At 54.8% G+C, this 26533-nt stretch carries 21 protein-coding genes and 1 tRNA gene; 21 read left to right on the top strand and 1 reads right to left on the bottom strand.

Features of this window, described 5'->3' with window-relative positions; all coding sequences use genetic code 11:
* Positions 1-11 precede the first annotated feature (11 nt).
* From LBW88_RS06990 to LBW88_RS06975, 4 genes are all read left to right on the top strand, one after another.
* Entirely contained in the window at positions 12-1316 is a 1305-nt protein-coding gene (locus tag LBW88_RS06990) for an NtaA/DmoA family FMN-dependent monooxygenase (protein ID WP_224931423.1), read from the top strand.
* A gap of 171 nt (positions 1317-1487) precedes the next feature.
* On the top strand, positions 1488-1841 hold the full coding sequence (locus LBW88_RS06985) for a type II toxin-antitoxin system RelE/ParE family toxin (RefSeq protein WP_224931425.1): 354 nt from the start codon (positions 1488-1490) through the stop codon (positions 1839-1841).
* Positions 1842-1845: 4 nt separating this feature from the next.
* Complete coding sequence (locus LBW88_RS06980; RefSeq protein WP_224931427.1) at positions 1846-2148, top strand: helix-turn-helix domain-containing protein; 303 nt, start codon at positions 1846-1848, stop codon at positions 2146-2148.
* 628 nt (positions 2149-2776) lie between these two features.
* Positions 2777-4108, top strand: coding sequence for an MFS transporter (locus LBW88_RS06975; protein WP_224931429.1), 1332 nt, complete (start codon positions 2777-2779; stop codon positions 4106-4108).
* A gap of 205 nt (positions 4109-4313) precedes the next feature.
* On the opposite strand, the gene LBW88_RS06970 is transcribed toward LBW88_RS06975, so the two are convergent.
* Positions 4314-4389, bottom strand: a tRNA-Asn gene (locus LBW88_RS06970).
* A gap of 507 nt (positions 4390-4896) precedes the next feature.
* On the opposite strand from LBW88_RS06970, the gene LBW88_RS06965 reads away from it, so the two are divergent.
* From LBW88_RS06965 to gabT, 17 genes are all read left to right on the top strand, one after another.
* Positions 4897-5820 carry a sugar ABC transporter substrate-binding protein gene (locus tag LBW88_RS06965; protein ID WP_224931431.1) on the top strand — a complete coding sequence of 308 codons (924 nt, stop codon included), beginning with the start codon at positions 4897-4899 and terminating at the stop codon, positions 5818-5820.
* A 32-nt stretch (positions 5821-5852) separates the two neighbouring features.
* Positions 5853-7337 (top strand): sugar ABC transporter ATP-binding protein, encoded by a 1485-nt coding sequence (locus LBW88_RS06960; RefSeq protein ID WP_224931433.1) that lies wholly within the window; start codon positions 5853-5855, stop codon positions 7335-7337.
* A 23-nt stretch (positions 7338-7360) separates the two neighbouring features.
* Positions 7361-8383: an ABC transporter permease gene (locus LBW88_RS06955; RefSeq protein ID WP_224932019.1), complete on the top strand. Its 1023-nt coding sequence runs from the start codon at positions 7361-7363 to the stop codon at positions 8381-8383.
* A 680-nt stretch (positions 8384-9063) separates the two neighbouring features.
* Complete coding sequence (gene nac / locus LBW88_RS06950) at positions 9064-9981, top strand: nitrogen assimilation transcriptional regulator NAC (protein WP_224931434.1); 918 nt, start codon at positions 9064-9066, stop codon at positions 9979-9981.
* Between the two features lie 187 nt (positions 9982-10168).
* Positions 10169-11128: an HTH-type transcriptional regulator Cbl gene (gene cbl / locus LBW88_RS06945; protein ID WP_100700908.1), complete on the top strand. Its 960-nt coding sequence runs from the start codon at positions 10169-10171 to the stop codon at positions 11126-11128.
* Between the two features lie 310 nt (positions 11129-11438).
* Entirely contained in the window at positions 11439-12896 is a 1458-nt protein-coding gene (locus LBW88_RS06940; RefSeq protein ID WP_224931436.1) for an NAD-dependent succinate-semialdehyde dehydrogenase, read from the top strand.
* A gap of 396 nt (positions 12897-13292) precedes the next feature.
* The gene (locus LBW88_RS06935; RefSeq protein WP_224931438.1) at positions 13293-14762 is read left to right on the top strand and encodes an aldehyde dehydrogenase family protein; all 1470 of its coding nucleotides are present in this window, start codon (positions 13293-13295) and stop codon (positions 14760-14762) included.
* A gap of 32 nt (positions 14763-14794) precedes the next feature.
* The gene (locus LBW88_RS06930) at positions 14795-15463 is read left to right on the top strand and encodes a haloacid dehalogenase type II (RefSeq protein WP_224931440.1); all 669 of its coding nucleotides are present in this window, start codon (positions 14795-14797) and stop codon (positions 15461-15463) included.
* 10 nt (positions 15464-15473) lie between these two features.
* On the top strand, positions 15474-16751 hold the full coding sequence (locus tag LBW88_RS06925) for an NAD(P)/FAD-dependent oxidoreductase (protein ID WP_224931442.1): 1278 nt from the start codon (positions 15474-15476) through the stop codon (positions 16749-16751).
* A 104-nt stretch (positions 16752-16855) separates the two neighbouring features.
* Positions 16856-18460: an ABC transporter substrate-binding protein gene (locus LBW88_RS06920; RefSeq protein ID WP_224931444.1), complete on the top strand. Its 1605-nt coding sequence runs from the start codon at positions 16856-16858 to the stop codon at positions 18458-18460.
* 27 nt (positions 18461-18487) lie between these two features.
* The gene (locus LBW88_RS06915) at positions 18488-19441 is read left to right on the top strand and encodes an ABC transporter permease (RefSeq protein ID WP_224931445.1); all 954 of its coding nucleotides are present in this window, start codon (positions 18488-18490) and stop codon (positions 19439-19441) included.
* Positions 19441-20292, top strand: coding sequence for an ABC transporter permease (locus LBW88_RS06910; protein ID WP_224931447.1), 852 nt, complete (start codon positions 19441-19443; stop codon positions 20290-20292). The genes LBW88_RS06915 and LBW88_RS06910 overlap by 1 nt, the downstream gene beginning before the upstream one ends.
* On the top strand, positions 20289-21953 hold the full coding sequence (locus LBW88_RS06905; protein ID WP_224931448.1) for an ABC transporter ATP-binding protein: 1665 nt from the start codon (positions 20289-20291) through the stop codon (positions 21951-21953). Before LBW88_RS06910 ends, LBW88_RS06905 begins: the two co-directional genes overlap by 4 nt.
* A 113-nt stretch (positions 21954-22066) precedes the next feature.
* Complete coding sequence (locus LBW88_RS06900) at positions 22067-22912, top strand: GNAT family N-acetyltransferase (RefSeq protein ID WP_224931450.1); 846 nt, start codon at positions 22067-22069, stop codon at positions 22910-22912.
* Positions 22912-23838, top strand: a complete 927-nt coding sequence (locus tag LBW88_RS06895; RefSeq protein WP_224931452.1) for a 2-hydroxyacid dehydrogenase — start codon at positions 22912-22914, stop codon at positions 23836-23838. Before LBW88_RS06900 ends, LBW88_RS06895 begins: the two co-directional genes overlap by 1 nt.
* A 7-nt stretch (positions 23839-23845) precedes the next feature.
* Entirely contained in the window at positions 23846-24979 is a 1134-nt protein-coding gene (locus tag LBW88_RS06890) for a M20 aminoacylase family protein (RefSeq protein WP_224932020.1), read from the top strand.
* 115 nt (positions 24980-25094) lie between these two features.
* Positions 25095-26411, top strand: a complete 1317-nt coding sequence (gene gabT, locus LBW88_RS06885; protein ID WP_224931454.1) for a 4-aminobutyrate--2-oxoglutarate transaminase — start codon at positions 25095-25097, stop codon at positions 26409-26411.
* The last annotated feature ends 122 nt before the right edge of the window (positions 26412-26533 follow it).

The following is a 26533-nucleotide window of genomic DNA, read 5'->3' as shown; positions in this document are numbered from 1 at the left end:
AGGAGATTGTGGTGTCGCAAACGTATCGTCGAAAACTCAAAACATTAGTAGGTGCCAGCAGTGTGATTTCCGCGGGCAATGACAGCCAACCAGGCGTGGGTATCGCGCGCGCGATTGAGCTGGCGAAAATCGCGGAGCGCGAGAAGATTACCGGGCTGTTCACCGCCGATTTGCTGCAGGCCGATCCGGCCGGTTTGGCGGGCACCACCGGCACACAGGACCCGCTGATTGCCTTAGCGGCGTTGAGCCAGGTCACATCGCAGATCGGCTTGATCGCTACGGTCAGCACCAGCTGGCTGCACCCTTATAATCTGGCGCGCCAGGTCGCTACGCTGGATCACATCAGTGGCGGCAGAGCAGGGTGGAATGCGGTAACTTCCTCAGTCGGTGAGGAGAATTTCGGTGAAAGCCAGCTGCCACCGCCGCAGGAACGTTATGCACGCGCTACAGAATTTATCGAGGTGATGAACGCGCTGTATGACGCCAACGAACGTGCGGCGGTGCAGCGTACGGCAAGCGGTGGCATTCGTGTTGATCATCGCAAACTGCATCCTATCCACTATCGTGGTGATTTCTTCCAGGTCGCCGGACCGCTCAACGTACCGCCACCGCCACAGCGTCGTCCGGTGCAGTTTCAGGCCGGTCAATCTGAGGCGGGTGTGACGCTGGGCGCGCGCTATGCCGAAGTGATTTACACTTCGCAGCCGACCTTTGAGGCGGCACAGACGTTTGTGGCAGATGTGCAGCAGCGTGCACGACGCTTTGGCCGCGAACAGAATCCACCGCTGATCATGAACTCATTCCATTCCATCATTGGCGACAGCGACGCGGATGTGGCACGTCGCCTGCGAGACAAACATGAGCGCATCAATTATGAAACAGGTAGATTGCGCGTCACGGATATGCTGGGCGGTGAAGTGGATCTGTCTGACCTGCCGCTCGATCAGCCATTGCCCGCTTCGCTGATTCCGCAACTGGAACAGGTGCATCGCCGGCAGGGCCGTGCTGCCATCTTCCGGCAGTATGCGTTGGAGGGATTGACGCTACGTGAACTGATCATCAAAGCCGAGGAGACCGGCCACTGGTTTGTGGCAGGCACGCCAGAGCAACTTGCCGATGCCATTGAACAGCGTTACCAGGCGGGCGTACTGGACGTGATTTCCCTGCACGGGCTGGGTAGCCCCGACCAGCAAGATTTGCTGCTCAATGGACTGCTCCCTGAACTACGCCGCCGTAATCTGCTGGATAGCGACTATCAAGGCAGTGATTTCCGCAGCAGCCTGGAGTTGGCTCCTTTACCGCCTGCCGTGGATTAACATCGACGTGGATGCAGATCATGCCCGTTCAGGATAACTGAGCGGGCATTTTTTATTGGAATGCGTATCGACATGTTTTAACAGATTAAGTGCGTGATTCACGATGCTTCGCCACACTGATTATCGCCTTTAACCTATATAGCATTTGACCTATATTACAAGGAGCGTATCATGTGGCAGATAATAACAACGGACACGTTTGATGATTGGCTTGTGGCGCAAGACGACACTGATAGATCATGCGTTTTGTCCGCATTGATCGTATTGCAACAAGCAGGCCCAGCGTTATGCAGGCCTTACGCAGACACGCTCAAAGGTTCTCGTTTTAGCAATATGAAAGAGCTTCGTATTCAGAGCAAAGGTGATCCTATTCGGGCATTTTACGCATTCGATCCCCGGCGCAGCGGTGTAGTGCTTTGTGCGGGTCATAAATGTGGCAATGAAAAGCGTTTTTATGCTGAGCTGATCCCGCTCGCAGATAAAGAATTTACCCATCATCTTCAACGCGAAGAGAGAAAGGAGTAACGGCATGGGCAGAACACTCGAACAGCTTCTTGCGGCTGAGAAGCCTGAGGTGGTGGCTAAAGCTAACGCCATGGCTGAAGAAGTATTGTTAAATATCCACCTTGCAGAATTGCGTGAAAGAGTAAAAAAAACTCAGGTGGAGATGGCTCAGCAGTTAAATATTAAACAACCCACTGTAGCTGGAATGGAAAAACCTGGTCGGGATTTAAAACTCTCGACGCTTAAGCGCTATGTTGAAGCCGCTGGCGGAAAACTACGCCTCAACATTGAGCTCCCCGACGGCTCACATTACGAGTTTGTCGTTTAATTCCCTTTCCTGACTCTCTATCCGCGAATAAAGCAGTGCGATCTGACGCACTGTTTCGCACACATCCACACCGAGTAACGCCTCCTTTCTAGCTTCCCTTCCCACGAAAAACCATCCCATTGCGTAACTTTTTGCATACATGAAAAATACAAAGGAAATACAATTAAGTAGTATGTTTTTACCCAGTATTAAAATTAATTTATTTAATATCAGTAAGTTGCACGTATAACTTTTTCCAATTATTTTTCCAGATGAATTTTGGAGATGATCACAATCTCAACTTTTGGGTGTCCCGGGCATGTTTACACCACCTGAAAATCAGCATAGTTTGAACATGGAGTTAACCTGTGATTAACAGACAAAAGCGAACAAATGCGTTTTGGGTAAGCACACCGCTAATCAATGATGAAAGCAGACGACCTGTAAGTGGGCCATCCTTAATTTCATTATTTAAGTTCAGGGATTAAACGCAGGGTTTTTCAATTTCGAGGTCGATTTCCTGTTCAGGGAAATACCTAAAGCAGTCAATGATGTTTTTTCTATTTCTTTAACGTTCCGCCAAATCAGCTTTGATTTGGACAGATCGCTGCGCCTGCAGAGAAATGAATAATTCAGGAGAGACCCTGTTATGAGCAACAACAATATATCTATTGAAGATGTCCCACTTAATAATTTTCACCAGTTGATGTCACTGCGCGCCGGCGGCGGTTGGATTCTTGATGGCTACGTGCTGAGCATCATTGGCGTGGCGATCGTGCAGTTTTCCCAACATCTGCAACTTGATACCTTCTGGCAGGGCATGGTGGCCGCTTCTGCGATGCTCGGTACCTTCTGCAGTGGCTTTCTCGGTGGATGGCTGACCGATATTGTTGGCCGTCGTCGCTTGTTCTTCGTCGGACCTATTCTGTTTATCCTCGGCTCAGTCGGCACCTTCTGGGCGGAATCGGCGCTCACGCTGTTTATCCTGCGTTTCCTGGTGGGTGTCGGAGTCGGGTTGGAATATCCCGTCGCCGGTTCGCTGCTGACCGAATTCTTGCCGCAAAAACATCGCGGTAAACGTTTGGCTGGTTTAACCATTCTCTGGTTTGCCGGTGCGGCATTGGCTTACATCGTGGGCAACCTGATCCTCTCCTTTGGCGGTGATGCAGCATGGCGTTTGGTGTTGGCCAGCCCGGCCGTGCTGGGTGTGCTCTTGTTCGTTTTGCGTATCGGCACCCCGGAATCGCCACGCTGGTTAGTCAGCAAAGGTCGTTTCAATGAGGCTGAGCAGATCATTAAGAAAGTCTACGGTCCAGAATTCTCGCTGAAAAATATGCCAGCGGAGTCGGTGGAAGCCAAAGTTACGCTGAAAGATCTGGTGCGCTCTGGCTACGGTAAACGCATGCTGTTTGTCTCGGTGTTCTGGAGTGCTGCCGTTGTGCCGATGTTTGCGGTGTATTCGTTCGCACCGGTGGTATTGAAAGCCCTGAATCTGGACGGCGAATGGGCATCACTGGGTTCAATCGCCATCACCTTGCTGTTTGTGGTGGGCTGCATAATCGCCACCCGCTTGATTGATACCATGGGCCGCCGCCGTTTGATCATTCACAGCTTCTTGTGGTCAAGCCTTGCACTGCTGGCGCTAGGGATGTTCTCGCACGGTTCAGAAATGCTGGTGCTGGTGATGTTTGGTGCCTACGCGGTGTTTATCGGCGGTGCGCAGGTGCTGGAACTGGTATATCCCAACGAACTGTTCCCAACAGAAGTACGTGCCTTTGCCGTCGGTATGGGCTCATCCATGTCACGTATCGGTTCTGCCGCAGGAACCTGGCTGGTGCCGATTTCCCTGCAAAGCCTGGGCATCGAATACACAATGTATGCTGCCGCGATTGTTTCCTTTATTGGTCTGCTGGTTTCGGTATGGCTGGCACCGGAAACGCGTAACATGACGCTGAGTCAGGCGGCTTCGCTGGCACGGTAATATAAAGAAGATAAAAACAGAAATGCTAAGGCCGCTCAGTGAATTCTGAGCGGCCTTTTCGTATTGAGCGTTCTGCAATACAACAAGCAATGAGCCCTAAGGAAATCTGGCCGAATAATTAATGATCGGGCGTCATCGTTTGTCATCAACAAATCAGAAAAGCAAAAAGCCCGCTCAGGTTTCCCTGAGCGGGCTTCTCTAAATTTGGCTCCTCTGACTGGACTCGAACCAGTGACATACGGATTAACAGTCCGCCGTTCTACCGACTGAACTACAGAGGAATCGTGTGAACGAGGCGCATATTAGCGATGCCGATCCCCAATGTCAAAGCCCGATCGCACACTTCTGGTTTAAGTGCGCGTAAAAGCAGCGGAATGCTGTTTTTCTGCCTTGAACGTTCAGATTTCAAACTGCCAGCAAGATCTCACTTTAAGCGCATTTCCTTTGAGATGTTAGATGCGTGTCAAAGTTTTGTTATTTGCCGATTTTAAAACAATCATTTCAGTGCTTTTATGATGAAAATTTCAAATGAAGATCAGATGAAACAAATGAACTGCTTATCATCACGAAGGAAATCAGTTTTGGCATCTGAAACGGTATTTTGAAAATAACCTTTTGATAAGTAGATAGTTGCAGGAAAAAGCAGTGCCGAAACGATAGCGTCAGACCAGAAGCCTTACCTCTACAACCAGATAAATAACGCCAGCGCCGTTGAGTGAATGTAAAAAATATTTTTCATTCGTCGTATCAGCCAACCTGCGAATGTTAACGAATAAGAAGGGTTACCTATGAAATTCAAAAAAGCGTTAGTGACTTCCCTGTTAGCTTGCATGTTACCTGCCGCTGTTATGGCAAAAGACCTTCAGGTGGGCGTCTCTATGGCGCTGTTTGACGATAACTTCCTCACCATTCTGCGCACGGCGATGCAGAAAGAAATGACCAAAGATGGCGTTAAAGGTCAGGTCGAAGATGCGAAAGGCGACGTTTCCCAACAGCTGCAACAAATTCAAAACTTCATCGGTCAGGGCGTTGACGCCATCATCGTCAACCCGGTGGATACCAATGCGGTTAAACCGCTGATGGATGCCGCTAAGAAAGCCGGTGTGCCGCTGATCTTCGTTAACCGCAAACCGGCAGGTGAACTGACCGACAAAATGGCTTACGTCGGTTCCGATTCTGAGCTGGCGGGCCGTCTGCAGATGGAAGCGCTGGCAAAAGCCATGAACGGTAAAGGCAACGTCGCGATTCTGATGGGCGACCTGGCTAACGAATCAACCCGTGACCGTACCAAAGGTGTTGAAGCGGTCGTCGCTAAATATCCGGGTATCAAAGTGGTTCAGAAACAGACTGCGAAATTCACCCGTAATGACGCAGTAGACGTAGTGAGTAACTGGATGACCGCAGGCGATGACATTCAGGCGATTGCGTCTAACAACGATGAGATGGCGATTGGTGCGCTGCAGGCGCTGGGCAAAAACCCGAACCACATCCTGATCGCGGGTGTGGATGGTACGCCGGATGCGTTGCAGATGCTGAAGAACGGCAAGATGGTGGCCACCGTGTTCCAGGACGCAAAAGGCCAGGGTGAAGGCGCCGTACAGGCCGCAGTGAAACTGGCTAATGGCGAGAAAGTTGAGAAGGTGATTAACATCCCTTACCAGCTGATCACCAAAGAGAATATGGCGCAGTTCGAAGCACGTAACCAGAAATAATCGTTCCCGACAAAGCCGTACGGAGGTGATGTATGACCGCTTTTGCGCTTGAAGCCGAAGGCATCAGCAAGTTCTTCCCCGGAGTGAAGGCACTCGACAATGTCTCACTGCGTATTAAACCGGGGTCGGTACATGCCCTGATGGGTGAAAATGGCGCGGGCAAATCCACTTTAATGAAATGCCTTATCGGGATGTATCGTCCCGATAAGGGCACCATTCGCATTAAAGGGGAGCCGGTGCAGTTTCAGGACACCATGGACGCGCTGCGTTCTGGCATCTCCATGATCCACCAGGAACTGAATCTGGTGCCTTACATGACCGTGGCTGAAAACATCTGGCTCGGTCGCGAACCGATGAAGTACGGCTTTGTTGACCATGCGTTGCTGAACAAGCAAACGCAGGAGTTACTGAACAGATTGAATATCCGACTTAAGGCGGATCGCATGGTGGGCGAACTCAGTATCGCCTCCCAGCAAATGGTGGAAATCGCCAAAGCGGTGTCATGGAACTCCGACATCGTGATTATGGATGAACCGACCTCGGCCCTGACGGAAACCGAAGTGGCACATCTGTTCACCATCATCCGTGATTTGCGCGAGCAGGGTAAAGCCATCATCTATATCAGCCACAAAATGGATGAGATTTTTGCGATCACCGATGAGATCAGTATTTTCCGTGACGGAACCTGGGTGGGCAGTAACAGCACCTCAGAGTTTACCCGTCAGTCGCTGATAACCCAGATGGTGGGTCGCGAACTGACCCAGCTGTTCCCGAAATTCAACGGTGAAATTGGTGAAGACGTGCTGACGGTGCGTAATCTCACCTGCAAAGATCGCTTTACCGACATCAACTTTACGGTGCGCAAGGGTGAAATCCTGGGCGTTGCCGGACTGGTGGGAGCGGGGCGCAGTGAGGTAATGGAAAGTTTATTCGGTATGGAAAGCTTCGACAGCGGGGAAGTGCTGATCGATGGCGTGCCGGTCAAAATCGATTCGCCCTCAACGGCAATTGAGAAGGGCATGGCGTTCCTGACTGAAGATCGTAAAAAGTCCGGGTTGTTCCTGGTGTTGTCGGTGATGGAGAACATGAGCATCGTCAACATGCCGGATTATGTCAGTAAAACCGGTTTCGTTAGCCACATGAAGATGGCGCAGGACTGCATGGAGCAGATCCGCAAACTCAATATTAAAACGCCGACCATGGATCAGATCATCAACAACCTCAGTGGCGGGAATCAGCAGAAGGTGCTGATTGCGCGTTGGCTGCTGGCGCAACCGAAGATCCTGATCCTCGATGAACCGACGCGCGGTATCGACGTCGGGGCAAAAGCCGAGATTTACCGCTTAATCAGCGAACTGGCTAACCGTGGCGTCGCCATCATTATGGTGTCGTCTGAGTTGCCGGAAATTCTGGGCATGAGCGACCGCGTGATGGTTATGCACGGCGGACGTATAACTGGCATCCTCGATAAAGAAGAGGCCAATCAGGAAACCATTTTGTCGTTGGCATCCGAGTGAGGCGCGAGACATCTATGAGTAACGTGAAAATTACGGCTCCACAAGCCGCGGAATCGACTTCCTTCTTTGGCAACCTGCGCCACAAGTTGCCGAAAGATACCGGCATCTTTGTGGTGATGTTAGGTATTGCACTGATTTTTGAAATTGCGGGTTGGTACGTGCGTGACCAATCCTTCTTGCTTAACACCAACCGCTTAGTGTTGATTGTGCTGCAGGTGGCGATCATCGGCATCATCGCGGTGGGCGTGACCCAGGTCATTATCACCACGGGGATTGACCTGTCGTCTGGTTCGGTGATTGCGCTGACCGCAGTGGTGGCGGCCAGTCTGGCACAAACTTCTGACAGCCTGACACCGATGTATCCTTCCCTGGTTAACCTGCCTGCCGTGATCCCGATTGTGGCCGGTATTGGTGTCGGCTTGCTGTGTGGGGTGATGAACGGTTTCCTGATTACTAAAACCGGTATCCCGCCATTTATCGCCACACTGGGCATGATGGTGTCGGCGCGTGGTCTGGCGCAGTACTACACGCAAGGTAACCCGATCAGCTTCCTGTCAGATGGCTTTACCTCCATCGGCCAGGGTGCAATGCCGGTGATTATCTTCCTGGTGGTGGCCTTCCTGTTCCATATCGCTCTGAAACATACGCGTTACGGTAAATATGTGTACGCGATTGGCGGCAACATGACCTCGGCCAAAGTGTCAGGGATCAACGTTAATAAGTATCTGATCATCGTTTATACCATCGCGGGCGCGCTTTCTGGCCTGGCGGGTGTGGTGCTGGCGGCACGTGTGAGCAGCGGTCAGTCAAGCATGGGTATGGCGTACGAGTTGGATGCGATTGCCGCAGCGGTTATCGGCGGTAGCAGCCTGATGGGCGGCGTGGGTCGTATTACCGGCACGCTGATTGGTGCGGTGATTCTGGGTCTGATTAAGAGCGGATTCACCTTCGTCGGTGTGGATGCTTACGTGCAGGACATCATTAAAGGCATCATCATCGTCGCCGCAGTTTCCATCGATATGCATCGTAACCGTAAAAAGCGCTGATACGCTTCATACTTCACACTGTAGCTGCGTTGGCTGCGCCCGTTTACCCTGGTCACATAGTAATCTATGCTCCCAGGGCTAAACGGGCTTGCCGCCTTGCTACAGCGCGAATTATTTCGCGTATCTGCTTTGAGTAGGTTGTGCAACAATTCATTTTTACATTCATGTCCATCTGTTATCTATGCTCCCATGGCTAAACAATCTTGCCGCCTTGTTACAGCGCGAATGACTTAGCGTATCGCCTTGAACGTGTTGAAATCAAAACCCCCGCTTATTCGTTCCTGCCAAGCTTTAGCTGCCTTTCCTCACAATAAGTTTTCCCACTGGTTGATCCTGCTCCTTTCCCCGCGTTTGCTTTCGTTCTGACCGTTTTAGGTCATTTTCTGTGAGTTATGCACCAATGCGACGCTTTCGGTCATCACTTTTTTGCACATCTGCCACGCAAACTGCGCACCACAGTGGTGCATTTCGATTTGTTTTTAATCACTCTGCGTCATGTGCTCAGCTTATTAACTCTTAAGAGGTAATCAGAAAGGCTTATTTTCCGTGCCGTTAGGAATATTCTGGCACTGCTTTTTCACGGCTCGAATAAACCTGGCCTGCATATTGCAACTTCATGAACACAAGCCAGCAGGCTGAGACACCCAGATACTGGGCATTCGGGGATTGACGGAGGCAATATGAATTTAAGACGACTGAAGTACTTTGTAAAAATCGTCGATATCGGCAGCCTGACTCAGGCAGCAGAAGTGCTGCACATCGCGCAGCCTGCGCTCAGCCAGCAAGTTGCGACGCTGGAAAACGAACTCGATCAGCAATTGCTGATCCGCACCAAGCGCGGCGTGACGCCAACCGAAGCGGGCAAAATTCTTTATGCTCACGCTCGTACCATTTTGCGCCAGTGCGAGCAGGCGCAGACCGCAGTGATCAACGCAGGTCAGGCATTAAATGGCCAGGTATCGATTGGTCTGGCGCCAGGCACCGCGGCTTCTTCGCTCACCATGCCGCTGCTGCAGACCGTACGTGAACAGTTCCCGGATGTGCTGGTGTATCTGCATGAGAACAGCGGCACGTCTTTAAATGAAAAAGTCATGAACGGACAGTTGGATATGGCGGTGTTGTATGATCGTGCGCCGACTGCTGGCATTAACAGTATTCCGTTGATGAAAGAAGAGTTGTATCTGGTTGGGGCCACCGCCTGCCCAGGCGCCACTATCGATCTCGCTGACGTGGCGCAGATGAACCTGTTCTTGCCGCGTGACTACAGCGCCGTGCGTAAACGTGTGGATGAAGCATTCTCGCTGCGTCGCCTGAGTGCCAAAATCATCGGTGAAATTGAATCTATCTCAACCCTGACCGCAGCGGTTTCCAGCGGCATGGGCGTGACCGTATTGCCAGAATCAGCGGCTCGCGCACTGGTGAGTTCAACTCACGCGTGGATGGCGCGCATTAACAGCCCATCGCTGAATCTGCCGTTGTCGCTGAATATCTCAGCGCGTCTGCCGCTGTCACCATCGGCGCAGGCAGTGAAAAATATCCTGCTGTCACTGCTGAATAAGCCGATGGCGGAAGAGCGTGAATTGATGCTGGTCGGTTAATCACCTCTTCTCTGCCCCAGTTCTCAAAGGCTGGGGCAAACTCATCAAGCTTAAATACCCCTCTCTACACGCAAATGTTCAATCCTCCTTATTACTATTCCGCATAACACACCGTTTTTTATTATTTCCTGCAATGACACCAACTTCATAACATAGACGAAACAGGGCAGGGAACAGGAGAAAGGGTGTGAATTTCCAGCAACTTAAAATTATACGTGAAGCAGCACGTTGCGAATTCAACCTGACAGAAGTGGCGAACACATTGTTTACCTCCCAATCTGGGGTAAGTCGTCATATTCGCGATCTGGAAGATGAGCTCGGCGTCGAGATCTTTATTCGTCGTGGCAAGCGACTGTTAGGCATGACAGAACCCGGCAAGGCGCTGTTGACCATTGCTGAACGCATCCTTGATGAAGCTGGCAAAGTACGTCGCCTGGCGGATGTGTTTACCAATGAAACCAGCGGCGTGCTGACGATTGCCACCACGCATACCCAGGCACGCTATAGCCTGCCGCGCGTGATAAAAGCGTTTCGTCAGCTCTATCCGAATGTGCGTCTTGAACTCAATCAGGGATCGCCACAGGAGATTGTGGCGATGTTACTGGCGGGTGAAGCTGACATTGGTATTGCTTCCGAGCAGCTGGTGAACAACAGCAGCCTCGCAGCTTTCCCGTGGTTTAGCTGGCATCACTCATTACTGGTGCCGCATGACCATGAATTGCTGCAACATCAACCGGTCACGCTGGCCAGTCTGAGCCGCTATCCACTGATCACCTATCGTCAGGGGATCACCGGGCGCTCGCGTGTTGACCGTGCGTTTCAGGCGGCGGGCATTAAGCCAGATATCGTGCTCAGCGCGCAGGATTCCGACGTGGTGAAAACCTATGTTGAGCTGGGTCTTGGCGTCGGCATCCTGGCCGATCAGGCGTGCGACATCTATGAAGGTGAAGATTTGGTGAAAATCGACACCCATCATCTGTTTGATGCCAATACCGTATGGCTGGGATTGAAGCGCGGCCAGTTGCAACGAAATTACGTCTGGCAGTTCCTGGAACTGTGTAATGCCAATCTGTCGCTGGAGGAGATTAAACGTCAGGCGCTCTCCTATGAAACGGAGTCTGAACCGGCTATTGATTTCCAGATTTGATGCAGTGGTCGCCATAAATGGCGACCTTACATTCCCCCGTAGGGTGCGCATTCATGCGCACCTGGCCACAAACCGCAGCGTAGTCAATGACGCATTCATGCGTACCTGGCCACTTACCGCAGCGTAGTCAATGACGCATTTATGCGCACCCGACCACAACCCGCACCTTAAGCAATGATGCATTCCCGTGCAGCATAAAATTTCTTTTCCCGCCGCAAAACACACACCTGAAAGGTTTCCACCCCACAGAAAAACATCCTGCACTGCTGCGTCACGTTACAGTGAAATGAACAGGATAAAGGGGATGATAATGTCGCGGATTCAACTCAAAGATGCAGAACTGTTACGCCAGCAGGCGTTGTTTGGCGGACGCTGGCAGGATGCGCATGCAGGGGCCACGCTCCCGGTTATCGATCCATCGACCCAGCAGCAGATAGCCACCATTCCGGCACTGGGCGCTACCGAAACAGAGCAGGCGATAGATTATGCCGAATCAGTACGTGCCAGCTGGGGCAAAACCCCCAACGCCTCACGCGCAGCGCTACTGGACAAGTGGCATCAGCTGATTCTCGATAATGCTGACGATTTGGCGATCATCATGACCGCCGAGCAGGGTAAACCGCTGGCTGAAGCCAAAGGTGAAGTGCTGTACGGCGCCAGCTTTGTGAAGTGGTTCGCTGAAGAGGCGCGTCGCATTTATGGTGATACCATTCCGGCGCCGAGTGAAGATCGTCGTATTTTAGTATTGAAGCAGCCGGTGGGTGTGGCGGCTGCCATCACGCCGTGGAATTTCCCGATTGCGATGATCACCCGCAAAGTGGCACCCGCGCTGGCCGCCGGTTGCCCGATCATCGTCAAACCTTCTGAACTGACGCCACTGTCGGCTCTGGCACTGGCGGTGCTGGCAGAACGGGCAGGTTTCCCCGCTGGCGTACTGCAAGTGCTTACCGGTCTGCCCACCGAAATCGGCAGCACGCTGACTGCCAGCCGCACGGTGCGCAAAATCTCCTTTACCGGATCCACGCGCGTCGGCCAGCTGCTGATGCAACAAAGTGCCGACAGTATTAAGCGCCTCAGCCTCGAACTGGGCGGTAATGCGCCACTGATTGTGTTTGATGATGCCGATCTGGATATCACCATTCCCGGCGTGATGGCGAGTAAGTTCCGTAATGCCGGGCAGACTTGTGTTTGTGCCAACCGTATTTTGGTGCAACGCGGTATCTATGAGCGTTTTAGCGAAAAACTGCTGGCAGCGGTGGAGACCCTTAGAGTGGGTGACGGCTTCGCGCCGGGTAGCACCATCGGGCCGTTGATTAACGAACGCGCCGTTGAGAAGGTGAATAGCCATATTGATGATGCGCTCAGTCAGGGGGCGACCCTGCTGCGTGGCGGCGTCAGCGCCCCCAACGGCACCTTTGTGGAACCCACCGTACTCGGCAACGTCACCAGCAGTATGCGTATTGCGCATGAAGAAACTTTCGGACCCGTGGCACCGCTATTTGTTTTCGATACCGAAGAGGAAGCCATTCAAATGGCGAATGACACGCCGTACGGATTGGGGGCCTATTTCTTTACCGAGAATATACGTCGTGCCTGGCGCGTAGCGGAATCATTAGAGTTTGGTATGGTCGGATTTAATACTGGTGCAATCTCATTAGATGCCGCGCCTTTTGGCGGAATTAAATTATCCGGATTAGGTCGTGAAGGATCGCGTTATGGAATTGAAGAGTATCTTGAGCAGAAAACGTTCCATATTGGCAGTTTATAATCACCGCTGCCTTTAATGGCGGCCCTTCGGTAGGGTACACATTTTGCGTGCCGTATTAACAACAGCGTCGGTGACCTCAGGTGACCGGCGCTGTTTTATTTTGTGCGCTACGTCATGCTTTTCTCACCTGTCACCGTTTTAGTGCAAGTTTCATGCGAGCTGCACCGCCGCGATGCACGAATTTTGTGAAGTAAATCATCTGTTTATTCCTTCGGCAATTCCGCAAAATTTCGCTCTTCAATACGGCAGAAAATTTTTTTGGGCTGTTTTTTACGCATTTTAATTTTTCACTGGGCTGGCATACTTTCTGCATTAGCTTATTTACGTGACAGATAAATGTGGTGCAAATCGTTAATAAGCGCACATGTGATGGGTGTAACAAATAAGGAATTTTCCATGTTAAGTTTCGACCCTGAAAAAGTTTCCCTTCCTGCTGGCCATTATATTGGTGGTCAGCATGTCACTACCCAGGGGGCGCGTTTCGCCGTAAAACGTCCTTCCGATGGCAAAGTCTATGCCGAACTGAGCGAAGCGCAGCCTGGAGATGTGGATCGTGCCGTTACCCTTGCGCATCAGGCGCTGAAAACCAGCGGCTGGCGCAGCTGCCCACCCCGTGAACGCGGCAAGGTACTGCGCCGCTGGGCCGATCTGATTGAAAGCGATGCGTTACTCGCTCAGCTCGAAGCGCTGGGGTCAACGCGCCCCATTAGCGATGTGGTACAGCATGAAATTCCGTTCACCGCTGAGGCGATTCGTTTCTACGCGGAGTGCGCAGACAAATACAGCGGCGACCTGTTCCCGACGCAGGACAGCAGCCTCGGCATGCTGATTTCGGAGCCGTACGGCGTGATTGGCGCCATTACTCCGTGGAATTTCCCGCTGTCGATGGCGTCATGGAAATGCGGCCCGGCGCTGGCAGCAGGCAATGCGGTGGTATTGAAGCCGTCTGAGTTGACCCCGTTTTCCACCGTGCGCATGGCTGAACTGGCGGTGCAGGCCGGATTACCGGCTGGCGTATTAAACATTGTGCAAGGCAGCGGTGCGGTGACCGGCAGCGCGCTGGTCACACATCCGTTGGTGCGTAAAGTCTCGTTCACCGGCTCCACCGCCACCGGCGCCCGCATTATGGGTGATGTGGCTCAGCACGGTATGAAGCCCGTGACACTGGAGCTGGGCGGTAAAAGCCCCCAGCTGGTATTCGATGATGCTGGCGATATTGATGTGCTGGCCCAGCGTATTCTGCGGGGATTCACCGCCAACGGTGGCCAGGCCTGTGTCGCAGGCACCCGCTTGATCGTACAGCGCGGCATTGCCCAACCGCTGCTGGATCGACTGGTGGCGCTCTGCCAGCAGCCGCAGCCGGGGGTCACCTGGCAGGACAGCAGCCGTTACGCACCGTTGATTGATGAGCGTCAGGGCCAGAAGGTGGCTTCAGTGATCGCCGAAGCCAAAGCGCAGGGCGCAGAAGTGTTAGTGGGCGGTGAGCGCTTTGCGGATACCGCGGAAGGCTGGTTCTGGCAACCCACGCTGCTGTGCGGTGTGGCGGCTGATAACCCGGCCGTGCAGCAGGAGATTTTTGGTCCGGTGCTGACCGTGCAGGAATTCGATAGCGAAGAAGAGGGCTTAGCGCTGGCGGCACATGAAACCTACGGTCTGTGCGCGGGCGTTCATACGCTGAGTCTGCCACGTGCCATGCGAGCCATGCGCGCTATCGAATCCGGCACCGTATGGATCAACCGCTACGGTCGATCCGGCGATTTCATTATTCCTACCGGTGGCTTCCTTGGCTCCGGTATTGGCAAGGATCTGGGACGTCAGGCATTTCAGGCCTGTCAGCGCCAGAAGAGCGTATTAATCGATTTCTAATTCCACATTTCAGACAACGACGAGGTCGCTTCATGGCACTGTTTAAACCGAAATTCATCACCTTTGACTGCTACGGCACCCTGATCAACTTCGATATGGCAGGCGCAGCCGCACGCTGTTTCAAAGACCGTGTCGCGGAGGCTGAAATGAGCGCCTTCACCACTGATTTCTCCCGTTACCGCATGGATGAAGTGCTGGGGGCATGGAAACCTTATTACGATGTGGTGAGCAACGCCATCCAGCGCACCTGCAACAAATGGGGCGTGTCGTGGACGCAAGCGGACAGCGACTTTATCTACACCGATTGTGCAACCTGGGGACCGCATCCCGATGTCCCCGCCGGTCTGGCAAAAGTGGCAAAAGAGTTCCCTCTGGTGCTGTTGAGCAACTCAATGAACGATCTGCTGCCACACCATATTCCGCGTTTGGGTGCGCCAATCCATTTAGCGATCACCGCTGAGGAAGTGGGCGCGTATAAACCGCAGATGAAGGGCTTCGAGTACATGCTTGAAAAACTCGACTGCCGTCCGGATGAAATTCTGCACGTCTCCTCCAGTTTCCGTTATGACCTGATGACGGCTCACGATCTGGGAATTACTCACAAAGCCTGGATCAATCGCGGCCACGAGCCGGCCAATCCTTATTACGGTTACACCGAGCTGAAAGACATTGGTGGTTTACCTGCGCTAGTTGGACTGTAAGGAAGACACGATGAAACTCGAATCATTCTGGCAAGCCACTGCACCGGTGTTTACCGGCGCAGCGAGTGGAGCGCTGCCATCGGTTGCCGACGTCGTGGTGATTGGCGGCGGTTTTACCGGCATCTCAACCGCACTGAACCTCGCACGACAGGGCATCAACGTGGTGGTGCTGGAAAGTGGCAACGTGATGAGCCAGGCCTCCGCGCGAAATGGCGGCCACTGCAATACCGGCGTGTCGCAAAACTTTGCCTCGCTGGTGGCCAGTCAGGGGATCGAGCAGGCCAGTCGTTTCTACCGTGCTTTTGATGACGCCGTGAGTTACGTCCAGCAGCTGGTGCGTGAAGAGCAGATTGATTGCGATTTTCGCCTGTGCGGCAAGCTCAAACTCGCCAGCAAAGCGTCGCACTTCCCGAGCTTACGCAGTGCCTGGCAACTGATGCGCGACACCGTCGATCCGGAAATCGAGCTGATCGGCAAAGATGAGATTCGGCGTGAAGTAGGCAGCGATGCCTTCCATGGCGGCTTACTGCAAAAACGCGGCGGCCAGATGCATATGGGCAAGTTCGGTATTGGTCTCGCCAATGCTGCGGCCCGAGCCGGGGCGAAGATCTTCCCGCATCACGCGGTGACCGGCTTAACGCGTCTGGATGGCTATCGCCATTGTGTCACCACCGCACAAGGCGAAATTATCGCGGAAAAAGTGATGATGGCCACCGGCGTGTCGAATGAGGGGCCTTTCCCATGGTTCCAGCGCCGTATCGTGCCGGTGGGCAGTTTCATCGTGGTGACCGAACCGCTGGGTGATGAGTTACTTAACCAGGTGCTGATCAACGATCGCACTTACGTGACATCACTGAATATCGGCAACTACTTCCGCACCACCGCCGATCGTCGGTTGGTGTTTGGTGGGCGTGCGCGTTTCGCGGTGAGCAACCCGACCTCGGATACGCGCAGCGGCGAAGTGCTGCGTGCGGCAATGACCGCACTGTTCCCGCAGCTGGGCAAATCGCGCATCGATTACTGCTGGGGCGGCATGGTGGACATGACTTCCGATCGCCTGCCGCATGCGGGTGAGCACGATGGCGTGTTCTATTCACTCGGCTACAGCGGCCACGGCACGCAGATGTCGGTGTGGATGGGACGGGTGATGGCCGATTTACTGACCGAAAAACGTAACGAAAATCCCTGGCAGCGCGATGCATGGCCTGCACTGCCCGGTTACCACGGGAAACCCTGGTTTTTGCCTCTCGCGGGGCTGTATTACAAGGCTAAGGATCGGCTCTCCTGATCATTGGCTGCGACCAGAAGCGCAATTTATTGCGCATTGCCTCAGGTCGCACGGAACCAGTGATGATTTTGAAATAAACAACTTTTCATATTGAGGGTGTGCAGATGAGTAAATTCAATAAAGAGTCTGACGCTGTGAATCCGGCCCTGACGCGGATGCTGACCGAAGGGTCAATGTCTCGCCGTGGCCTGATGAAGTTGTTGTCTGCCGGTGCAGTGATGAGCAGCGGCCTGATAGGTTTTCCGCAGATGAGTTTTGCGGCTGAAACGCCGGTGAAAGGCGGCAAGATGCGCGCAGCTATGTCGAACGCCTCCGCGACCGACACACTCGACCCGGCCAAAGGCAACAACAGCGGTGACTACACCCGTCAGTTTATGGTTTATAGCGGCCTGACTGAACTCGACCAAAAGCTGGCGATTCAACCTGGCCTGGCGGAATCGGTGGAGTCCACTGACGGTGTCACCTGGCACATCAAACTGCGCAAAGGGGTCACCTTCCACGACGGCAAACCGCTTACCGCCAAAGACGTTATTTACTCACTCAGCCGCCACAAAGACCCTGCCGTCGCCTCCAACGCCTTTAAGCTGGCCGATCAGTTCAAAACCTTCACCGCCGTGAATGAAAATGAGGTCACGCTCGAATTGAGTGGCGCCAACTTTGACGTACCTTACATGCTGGCAAGTGCCCCGTTCCTGATCGTGCAGGATGGCACCAAAGACTTCAGCAAAGGCATTGGCACCGGGCCGTTTAAGCTGAAAGAGTTCTCACCGGGCGTGCGATCAGTCGGCGTGAAGAATCCGAACTACTACAAACCGGGCCTGCCGCATCTGGATGAGATCGAATTGCTGGGTGTGACCGATCAGGCAGCCCGCGTCAATGCGTTGATGTCAGGTGATCTGCACATCGTCTCCACTCTGAGCGCCGCCGACAGTAATCGCCTCAAAGCCACTCAGGATTTTGCCGTGCTGGAAAGCAAGGCGGGGATGTACACCAACCTGATCATCCGCACCGACATGAAGCCGGGCAGCAACGAAGATTTCGTGCTGGCGATGAAATATCTGCAACCGCGCGACATCGTGCTGAAAACGGTGCTGCAGGGTTATGGCGATATCAGTAACGATACACCAGTACCGCCGTGGCATCCGCTGTTTAATGCCGATCTCAAACCGCGTCCACTGGATGCCGAAAAAGCCAAATTCCACATTGAGAAAGCCGGGATGAAAGGCGCGACGGTGGAGATCATCACCACGCCAAACATCGAAGGTGCAGTAGAAGGCGGTCAGTTGATTCAGCAGGTGGCACGTAACACCGGGTTGAACATTAAAGTGCGTCGTGTGCCGTATGACGGCTATTGGTCGACCCACTGGACCAAAGACCCGATAGGTTATGGCTCGATCAACCCACGTCCAACGCTGGATATGCTGTTCTCACAGTTCTATATGTCGAGCGCCGCCAATAACGAATCAGGCTGGAAGAACGATCAGTTTGACCAGTTGGTGGTAGCAGCACGCGGCGAGCGCGATCAGGGCAAACGCAAGCAGATGTATGGTGACATGCAGAAGCTGATCTATGACCACTGTGGCACCATCATCCCAACCTTTATTAGTACCCTCGACGGTTACAGCAAAAAGGTGGGCGGTGTTGAGGCCTGGCCAAGCGGCATGATGATGGGTTACCGCTTCCATGAGTTTGCCTGGCTGAAAGCCTAATCCGTCATCTGTCAGAGGAGAACGCCGATGAACCGATACATGTTGTTTCTGATTGCCCGGCGCGCAGGCGCGGGCATCCTGACCTTGCTTATCGTCTCGGCGGTGGTGTTTTTTATCACCAGCCTGCTGCCCGGCGATGCCGCGCAGATGATTCTGGGGCAAAACGCCACGCCGGAAACGGTGGCGGCGTTACGCCAGCAGCTGGGTCTCGACCAGCCGTTATTGATGCGCTACTTCAGCTGGCTTGGTGGGATGCTTCACGGTGACTTCGGCACCTCGTTTGCCAGTCATTTGCCAGTGACGCAGCTGGTGGGGCAGCGTATTCCCGCCACGTTGGAACTGGCGGGCATCACCACGGTGATCTGTGTGCCCCTGGCGCTGGTGATCGGCATTCTTGCGGCCATGAACCGGGGTTCGGCATTGGACCGTTTCCTGGTGATTGCCACCATGGCGACCGTGGCGGTACCGGAATTTCTGGTCGCCACGGTGGCCGTACTGATCTTCGCGGTAAAACTGCATTGGGTATCGGCGATGTCGTTCGGCAGCCCCGATATGGATCTGATCAGTTACCTGAAAGCCTACGCACTGCCAGTGCTAACACTGTGCTGCGTGCTGGTGGCGCAGATGGCACGCATGACGCGCGCCGCCATCATCAACCAGCTCGACAGCCCTTATCTTGAAATGGCACTGCTGAAAGGGGTGTCACCCCTGCGTGCCGTGCTGCGTCACGCACTGCCTAACGCGGTGGGTCCGATTGCCAATGCCATTTCGCTCAGCCTGTCTTACCTGTTTGGCGGCGTGATCATTATCGAGTCCATCTTCAGCTATCCCGGCCTCGCCAGTGCGTTGGTGGATGCGGTGAGTAACCGCGATCTGCCGGTGGTGCAACTGTGCGTGATGATGTTTGCCGCCTGCTATCTGGTGCTGCTGCTGATAGCGGATGTGCTGACCATCGCCTTTAACCCGAAATGGAGGAGCTGATGAATAGCTTGCTGCTTCCTGTACGAATCTTTCAGGCGCTATCGATCTCGGGCCGTATCGGCCTGCTGATCTCGCTGTTCTGGCTGGCGATGGCGCTGTTGGGCAACCAGCTGGCACCGCATAACATCGACGATATTGGTGGCGGTCCGATGCTCGGTGGCATGACCGCGGACAACCTGCTCGGCACCGATTATCTCGGACGCGATATCCTCAGTCGTATCTTGTATGGCGCCAAGTTCTCGATCGGCCTGGCGTTAACTGCGGCGCTGGGTGCCAGTTTGATCGGCACCTTGCTGGCTCTGCTGGCGGCAGTAGCCGGACGCTGGCTGGAAGAGCTGCTGGGCCGTATTAACGATGCGATGCTGGTGCTGCCGGGCAAAGTGCTGTCCCTGATGATTGTGGCGGTGTTTGGTTCATCGCTGCCGATGCTGATCCTGACGGCGATATTCACCTACTGGCCGGGCGCGTTCCGTATCGCCTTCGCCATGGCCAGTAATCTGCGCAGCATGGATTATGTGCGCGCCTCCCGACTGCGCGGTGAAAGTCGCTGGTACGTGGCGATTCACGACATTCTGCCGAACATGGTGCACCCGATGCTGACCGATTTTGGCCTGCGCTTTGTTTACATCGTGCTGTTGCTGAGTGGCTTGAGCTTCCTGGGCCTGGGCGTGCAACCGCCGTATGCCGATTGGGGTACGCTGGTGCGCGAAAATCTGCAGGGCCTGTTTAATGGATCGCCCGCCGTGCTGATGCCTGCGGTCGCCATTGCCAGCCTGACCATAGGTGCCAACCTGTTTATCGACAGCCTGCAGCAGATGCGCCCGTTGACGCTAGCGAAGGAGGGAGCATGAACGTGACACCACATACTGCTATGCCAGTGATTTCGGTCGAAAACCTGCGCGTCACCGCGGAGACCGACAAAGGTGAAGAGATCGATCTGGTTTCAGACATCCGTTTTACCGTGCAAAAAGGCGAAGTGCTGGCACTGATTGGGGAGTCGGGATCGGGCAAAACCACCATCGCGATGGCGTTGATGGGCTACGCACGCCACGGTTGTCGCATCGCTGACGGCATCATCCATATGGCGGGCACCGATGTGCGCAGCTTATCGCCGGGCCAGCTGCGTGAATTTCGTGGCAACAAGGTGGCCTACATCGCCCAGAGTGCGGCGGCGTCGTTTAACCCCGGTATGCGTATTATCGATCAGGTGATCGAACCGGTGGTGATTCACGGCACCATGAAGCGCAAAGCGGCGAAAGAGAAGGCGATTGCGCTGTTTCGTGAGCTGGCATTACCGAATCCTGACACCATTGGCGATCGCTTCCCGCATCAGGTTTCCGGCGGTCAGCTGCAACGCCTGATGACGGCGATGGCGCTGATTGGCGATCCTGACGTGGTGATCCTCGACGAGCCGACTACTGCCCTGGATGTCACGACACAGGTAGAAGTGCTGAAAGCGTTTCGTCGAGTGGTGGCACAGCGCGGCGTCACAGCTATCTATGTCAGTCACGATTTGGCAGTGGTGGCTCAGATGGCCGACCGCATTCTGGTGCTGCTGCGCGGCAAAATGGCCGAGTACGGCACCACTGAGCGGCTGATTGGCGCACCGCAAGCCGAATATACCCAACTGTTGATGGCCGCGGCGCGTCAGAATGAGCGCGAAAGCAGCTGGACCTGCGCGGAAGCCGATGCGCAACCGTTAATGGAAGTGCGCGACCTCAGTGCCGGCTATGGCCCACGTGACAGTGAAGGGAAACCGAAAACGCTGATTCTCGAGGACATCAACCTCAAGCTGTGGAAAGGGCAGGCGATTGGCATCATCGGCGAGTCGGGTTCCGGTAAAACCACGCTGGCACATGCCATTGCCGGGCTCAATGCGCCCAGCCACGGTCATATTCTGTTTAATGGTCACTACATCAACGGCGATATGCATAAGCGCCCGGATAACGAACTGCGTCGTATCCAGTATGTGTTCCAGATGGCAGACACCGCGCTCAATCCGGCACACAGCGTCGAGCGTATTCTTTCTCGTCCGCTGGCGTTGTTCCACGGATTGAAAGGGCCGGAACTGCAGCGCCGTCTGCATCAACTGCTGGATCTGGTGAAACTGCCGCGCACGGTATTGTGGCGACGTCCCTGGGCGTTGTCGGGTGGTCAGAAGCAGCGCGTCAATCTGGCGCGTGCGCTGGCGGCGGAGCCGGATCTGATTCTGTGTGATGAAGTGACTTCGGCACTGGATACCGTGGTTGCCGCTGCCGTGCTGGATCTGATCAGCGAACTGCGCCGCGAGCTGGGATTGTCGGTGCTGTTTATCAGTCATGACATGCACGCGGTACGCGCCGTCTGTGACGACATTGTAGTGATGAAATCCGGTCGCATCGTGACGCAGATTTCCCGTGCTGATTATGATAAACCCACCAGTGAGCTTTATTTCGAACGCCTGAAGCGGGCCGTACCGGAATTGCGTCAAGGCTGGCTGGATGAGCATGAAGAAGTGTTGAAGGCAGAATAAAAATCCCGGCATGAGTCGCGGCGCGATTCATCGCGCATCTCAATGGCGAAACCGTTCGCACAATAAATTGCGCCGCTACGTTGCTGGTGTGTTTTACAAGAAAGGAGCAGCAAATGATCACATTACGCGCCATGACGCAGGATGATATTGAACATGGCTATGCCATCACCCAACAGCTGAAATGGCCGCACCGCCGCGAAGACTGGCAGCAGGCGCTGGCGCTGGGTGAAGGTGTGGTGGCGGAAGAGCAGGGTAAATTTGTCGGCAGTGCCTTTGGCTGGCGCTGGGGCGACAGCGCGGCAACCATTGGGTTGGTGGTGGTGAATCCTGAATGCCAGGGACGCGGCATCGGCAAGCAGCTGATGCTGGCGGTGATGGAGAAATTCCCGGATTGCGTGATTCGCCTGCATGCTACCGAAATGGGCCAGGGGCTGTACGAAAAGCTGGGTTTTGTGGTGAAAGGCACCATTCAGCAGCACCAGACGCGTGAGCTGGCAGCGGTGCCCGCCGTCAACATCCCGACGGGCTTGACGCTGCGTAATGCTGAGGCCAATGACGTCGAATTGCTCACTGAGTTGGACCATCAGGCGCACGGCATGTGGCGCCCGCAATTGATGCAAACGCTCGTTGCCGATCACCAGACGGTATTACTGCAAGACCCGCAGCAGCAGGTGCAGGGCTTTGCCAGCCTGCGCCGTTTTGGTCACGGCTGGGCGATTGGCCCGGTGATTGCGCGCAACATTGAGGTCGCGCAGGCGCTGGTGGCCGCGCTGATGCAAGGGCTGGGCGGTGAGTTTATCCGCATCGACACCGACAGCGCGCTGCCACTGGCAAACTGGCTGGAGAGTTTAGGGCTGGTCAGGGTAGATGCGCCGACCACCATGTATCGGGGAATGCCGTGGTCACCGCAAAACGGTGAGATGCAGGCGTTTGGGTTGATGACCCAGGCGATGGCCTGATGCATATCGTTTATAAATCTGAAGCCACGCGCGGTGCGCACTGGCAGCGCTGGCTGGCCGAACATGCGCCGGATGTGCAGATGCATATCTGGCCGGATGTCGGTGACGCCGAGCAGGTCGAACTGTTGGTGGCCTGGCAGCCGCCCGAAGAGGTAATGAACACCTTCCCCAACCTGAAAGCATTGCTGTCAGTCGGGGCCGGTGCCGATCAGTTTGATCTCAGCCAGTTGCCGCCAGACCTGCCGGTGGTGCGCATGATTGAACCCGGTCTGACGCAGGGCATGGTGGAGTACGTCACCTTTGCGGTGCTGGGATTACATCGCGACATGCCGCGCTATTTCCAGCAGCAACGGTCGGCACAATGGCAAACCCACCCGATTCGCACCGCTAACCAGCGTCGTGTTGGTGTGATGGGCCTGGGAGAACTCGGTCAGGCATCGTTGAAACAACTGGCGTCGCTGGGGTTTGACTGCGCAGGCTGGAGCCGCACACCTCGTGAACTCGATGGCGTGCGTTGCTGGCATGGCGCAGAGCAGCTCGGTGAGTTTCTCGCACACAGTGACATTTTGGTGTGCCTGCTACCGCTCACTGACAGCACCCGGGGCTTACTCAATACCGAACTGTTTGCACAGCTTCCACCCGGCGCCGCGTTGGTGCAGGTCGGACGCGGTCCGCAGTTGAACGATGCCGCTCTGCTGACGGCGTTGGGCAGCGGGCAACTCAGCGCAGCGGTGATTGATGTCACTGACCCTGAACCTTTACCACCTGAACACCCTTTTTGGCAGCATCCGGCTATCTGGCTGACACCGCACATTGCCAGCCAGACGCAAACTGACAGTGCCGTGGCGGCACTACTCGATAACCTGCGTCGCTATCAACGCGGCGAACCGATGGTCGGCCTTATCGATCGCAACCGGGGATACTGATATGCAATTGGATCAATTAGTCGCTCTGCGACGGGATCTGCACGCCCATCCCGAGCTGGGCTATCAGGAAGCGCGCACCAGTGGCATTGTGGCGCAGGTGCTGCAGGAGCACGGTATTGAGGTGCATCGCGGCCTGGGGAAAACCGGAGTGGTGGGTGTACTCAAACGTGGGAATAGCCCACGCATGATAGGTTTGCGTGCGGACATGGATGCGCTGCCGATGCAGGATAACGGCACCCAGGCGTGGAAAAGTGTGCATGCCAATGTCTGCCATGCCTGTGGACACGACGGTCACACGGTGATGCTGCTGGGCGCGGCTATCCAGTTGGCCCAGCAGGGCGATTTTGACGGCACGCTGGTGTTTATCTTCCAGCCAGCGGAAGAGGGTTTATCCGGCGCGAAAGCGATGATCGATGACGGTCTGTTCCAGCAATTCCCTTGCGATGCCGTATTTGCCCTGCATAACTGGCCTGAACTGCCTCTGGGCGAAGTGCAGACGCGGCCGGGTGCCATCATGGCGGCGGCGGATCGTTTTGATATCACGGTGAAAGGCGGTGGCGGGCATGCGGCACAGCCGCACCTGACGCGTGACACTTTGCTGGCCACCAGTGAGCTGGTGGTACAGCTCAACACGCTGGTGGCGCGCGCACTTGATCCGTGCGAGCCGGGTTTGCTCACGGTGACGCGCATGCAGGGCGGCTTCTCACACAATATGATTCCAGCGGAAGCCAGTATCACCGGCACGGTACGTACATTCAGCCCGGCGGCGCAGGACATCATTGAAAGCCGCCTGCGTGAAATGGCGCAACATGTCACGGCGGCACACGGTCTGCAGGCAGAGGTGAGCTATCTGCGTTATTACCCGGCCACGGTCAATCATGCGGGTGCTGCACAAGTGGCGCTGGATGCCCTGCGTGAGGCGGGCATCCCTGCTGAACAAGCCAGACAACCCGCACTCACCTCCGAAGATTTTGCCTTTATGCTGCAGGCTAAACCCGGTGCCTATCTGTGGGTCGGCTCGGCACCGAGCCAGCCGCTGCATCACTCTTCCTACGACTTTAACGACGCACTGATCCCGCACGGTATTCAGACTTTGACGGCCATCGCCCGCCACGCGCTGCGTGCAGAATTTCCCTGCTGATTGGCAGATGATTTTGAAACGAAATGCTGCTGCCATACCGATTACGGCAGCGTGAGAAACCAACGGGTTGCGATACTTGAGCCAACCGAACGTTACGTGGATGAGGATTTTTACAATGCAGAATGTCATGGCGGAGCAGCAAACCTATACCGATAACGGCCTGTTACTGGATGCACGTGAGAAGAACGTGCCACGTGGTGTGGTCACCGCGCATCCGTTGGTGATTGAGCGGGCGAAAGGCAGTGAAGTGTGGGACGTCGAGGGTAATCGCTATCTCGATTTTGTCGGCGGGATTGGCGTGCTCAATGTGGGGCACAATCACCCGGCGGTAGTGAATGCGGTGACGAAACAGCTCGGGCTGGTATCACACGCCTGTTTCCAGGTTGTCGCCTATCCAGGTTACATCGAACTGGCACAGCGCCTGAATGCGCTGGTTGGTAACGGCGAAGCCTTTAAAAGCGTGTTCTTCACCAGCGGTGCGGAAGCGGTAGAGAATGCGGTGAAGATTGCCCGTGCGCACACCAATCGCAGTGGCATTATCGCCTTTGATGGCGCGTTCCATGGCCGTACATTGCTGGGCTGCACGCTGACCGGTATGAGCCAGCCTTACAAACAGAACTTCGGACCCTTCGCGTCAGAGGTTTACCGTTTACCCTATCCAAACGCTTACCACGGCGTGAGCGATGATGACTGCCTGCAAGCGCTGGAGCAGCTGTTTGCGGTGCAGATCCTGCCGGAGCGTGTGGCCGCGATCATCATTGAGCCTGTTCAGGGCGACGGTGGCTTCCTGCCAGCGGGCGCGAACTTTATGCAGGCGCTGCGTCGCATCACCGAAAAACACGGCATTGTGCTGATTCTCGACGAAGTGCAGACCGGCTTTGGTCGCACCGGCACCATGTTTGCTTTCCAACAGCTGGGCATCACGCCAGATTTAGTGACGGTGGCGAAGAGCCTCGGTGGCGGTCTGCCGATTTCCGGCGTGGTAGGCAAAGCAGCCATCATGGATGCGCCACTCCCTGGCGGTCTGGGTGGCACTTACGGCGGTAACGCGCTGGGTTGTGCTGCGGCACTGGCGGTGCTCGATCTGCTGGAGCATGACAATCTGCTGGCACGCAGTAATCAACTGGGTGAACAGCTCAACGCGCGGTTACGTCAGTTGGCGGAAAAGTACGCCTGCATCGGTGAGGTACGTGGCGTCGGCTTTATGCAGGCCGTGGAGATCATCGACTTCGAAACTAAACGCCCTGACGCAGCGATGACGCAAAAGATTCTCGATAGCGCCTGCCAGGAAGGCCTGTTGCTGATTAAGTGCGGCTTACACCGCAACGTGGTGCGCTTCCTCGCGCCACTGGTGACTACGGATTCTCAACTGGAAGAAGCGTTACATATCTTTGATATTGCTCTGGCACGGGCGAGCGGTCGCTTAGGATAAATCCTGCTTCCTCATTGATATTTCTGGAATTATTCACTGGACCAAAATAAAACGTGGTGCGCGCTGACGCTAGCGCCGCCACGTCAAAGCGTGATATACCATCGTAACAGCCTGCGCGATTG

This window comes from Pantoea sp. alder81, assembly GCF_020179835.1.
GTDB lineage: Bacteria > Pseudomonadota > Gammaproteobacteria > Enterobacterales > Enterobacteriaceae > Pantoea.
Note: the sequence above shows the minus strand (reverse complement) of the source record. Positions and strands in the feature narration are given on the sequence as shown.

Coding starts and splice junctions, on each gene's coding strand:
- LBW88_RS06980 (WP_224931427.1), top strand. CDS start 1,846: ATGGGCAGAACACTCGAACAGCTTCTTGCGGCTGAGAAGCCTGAGGTG.
- gabT (WP_224931454.1), top strand. CDS start 25,095: ATGCAGAATGTCATGGCGGAGCAGCAAACCTATACCGATAACGGCCTG.
- LBW88_RS06960 (WP_224931433.1), top strand. CDS start 5,853: ATGACCGCTTTTGCGCTTGAAGCCGAAGGCATCAGCAAGTTCTTCCCC.
- LBW88_RS06915 (WP_224931445.1), top strand. CDS start 18,488: ATGAACCGATACATGTTGTTTCTGATTGCCCGGCGCGCAGGCGCGGGC.
- LBW88_RS06935 (WP_224931438.1), top strand. CDS start 13,293: ATGTTAAGTTTCGACCCTGAAAAAGTTTCCCTTCCTGCTGGCCATTAT.
- LBW88_RS06895 (WP_224931452.1), top strand. CDS start 22,912: ATGCATATCGTTTATAAATCTGAAGCCACGCGCGGTGCGCACTGGCAG.
- LBW88_RS06930 (WP_224931440.1), top strand. CDS start 14,795: ATGGCACTGTTTAAACCGAAATTCATCACCTTTGACTGCTACGGCACC.
- LBW88_RS06905 (WP_224931448.1), top strand. CDS start 20,289: ATGAACGTGACACCACATACTGCTATGCCAGTGATTTCGGTCGAAAAC.
- LBW88_RS06910 (WP_224931447.1), top strand. CDS start 19,441: ATGAATAGCTTGCTGCTTCCTGTACGAATCTTTCAGGCGCTATCGATC.
- LBW88_RS06965 (WP_224931431.1), top strand. CDS start 4,897: ATGAAATTCAAAAAAGCGTTAGTGACTTCCCTGTTAGCTTGCATGTTA.
- LBW88_RS06940 (WP_224931436.1), top strand. CDS start 11,439: ATGTCGCGGATTCAACTCAAAGATGCAGAACTGTTACGCCAGCAGGCG.
- LBW88_RS06985 (WP_224931425.1), top strand. CDS start 1,488: ATGTGGCAGATAATAACAACGGACACGTTTGATGATTGGCTTGTGGCG.
- nac (WP_224931434.1), top strand. CDS start 9,064: ATGAATTTAAGACGACTGAAGTACTTTGTAAAAATCGTCGATATCGGC.
- LBW88_RS06975 (WP_224931429.1), top strand. CDS start 2,777: ATGAGCAACAACAATATATCTATTGAAGATGTCCCACTTAATAATTTT.
- LBW88_RS06920 (WP_224931444.1), top strand. CDS start 16,856: ATGAGTAAATTCAATAAAGAGTCTGACGCTGTGAATCCGGCCCTGACG.
- LBW88_RS06900 (WP_224931450.1), top strand. CDS start 22,067: ATGATCACATTACGCGCCATGACGCAGGATGATATTGAACATGGCTAT.
- LBW88_RS06925 (WP_224931442.1), top strand. CDS start 15,474: ATGAAACTCGAATCATTCTGGCAAGCCACTGCACCGGTGTTTACCGGC.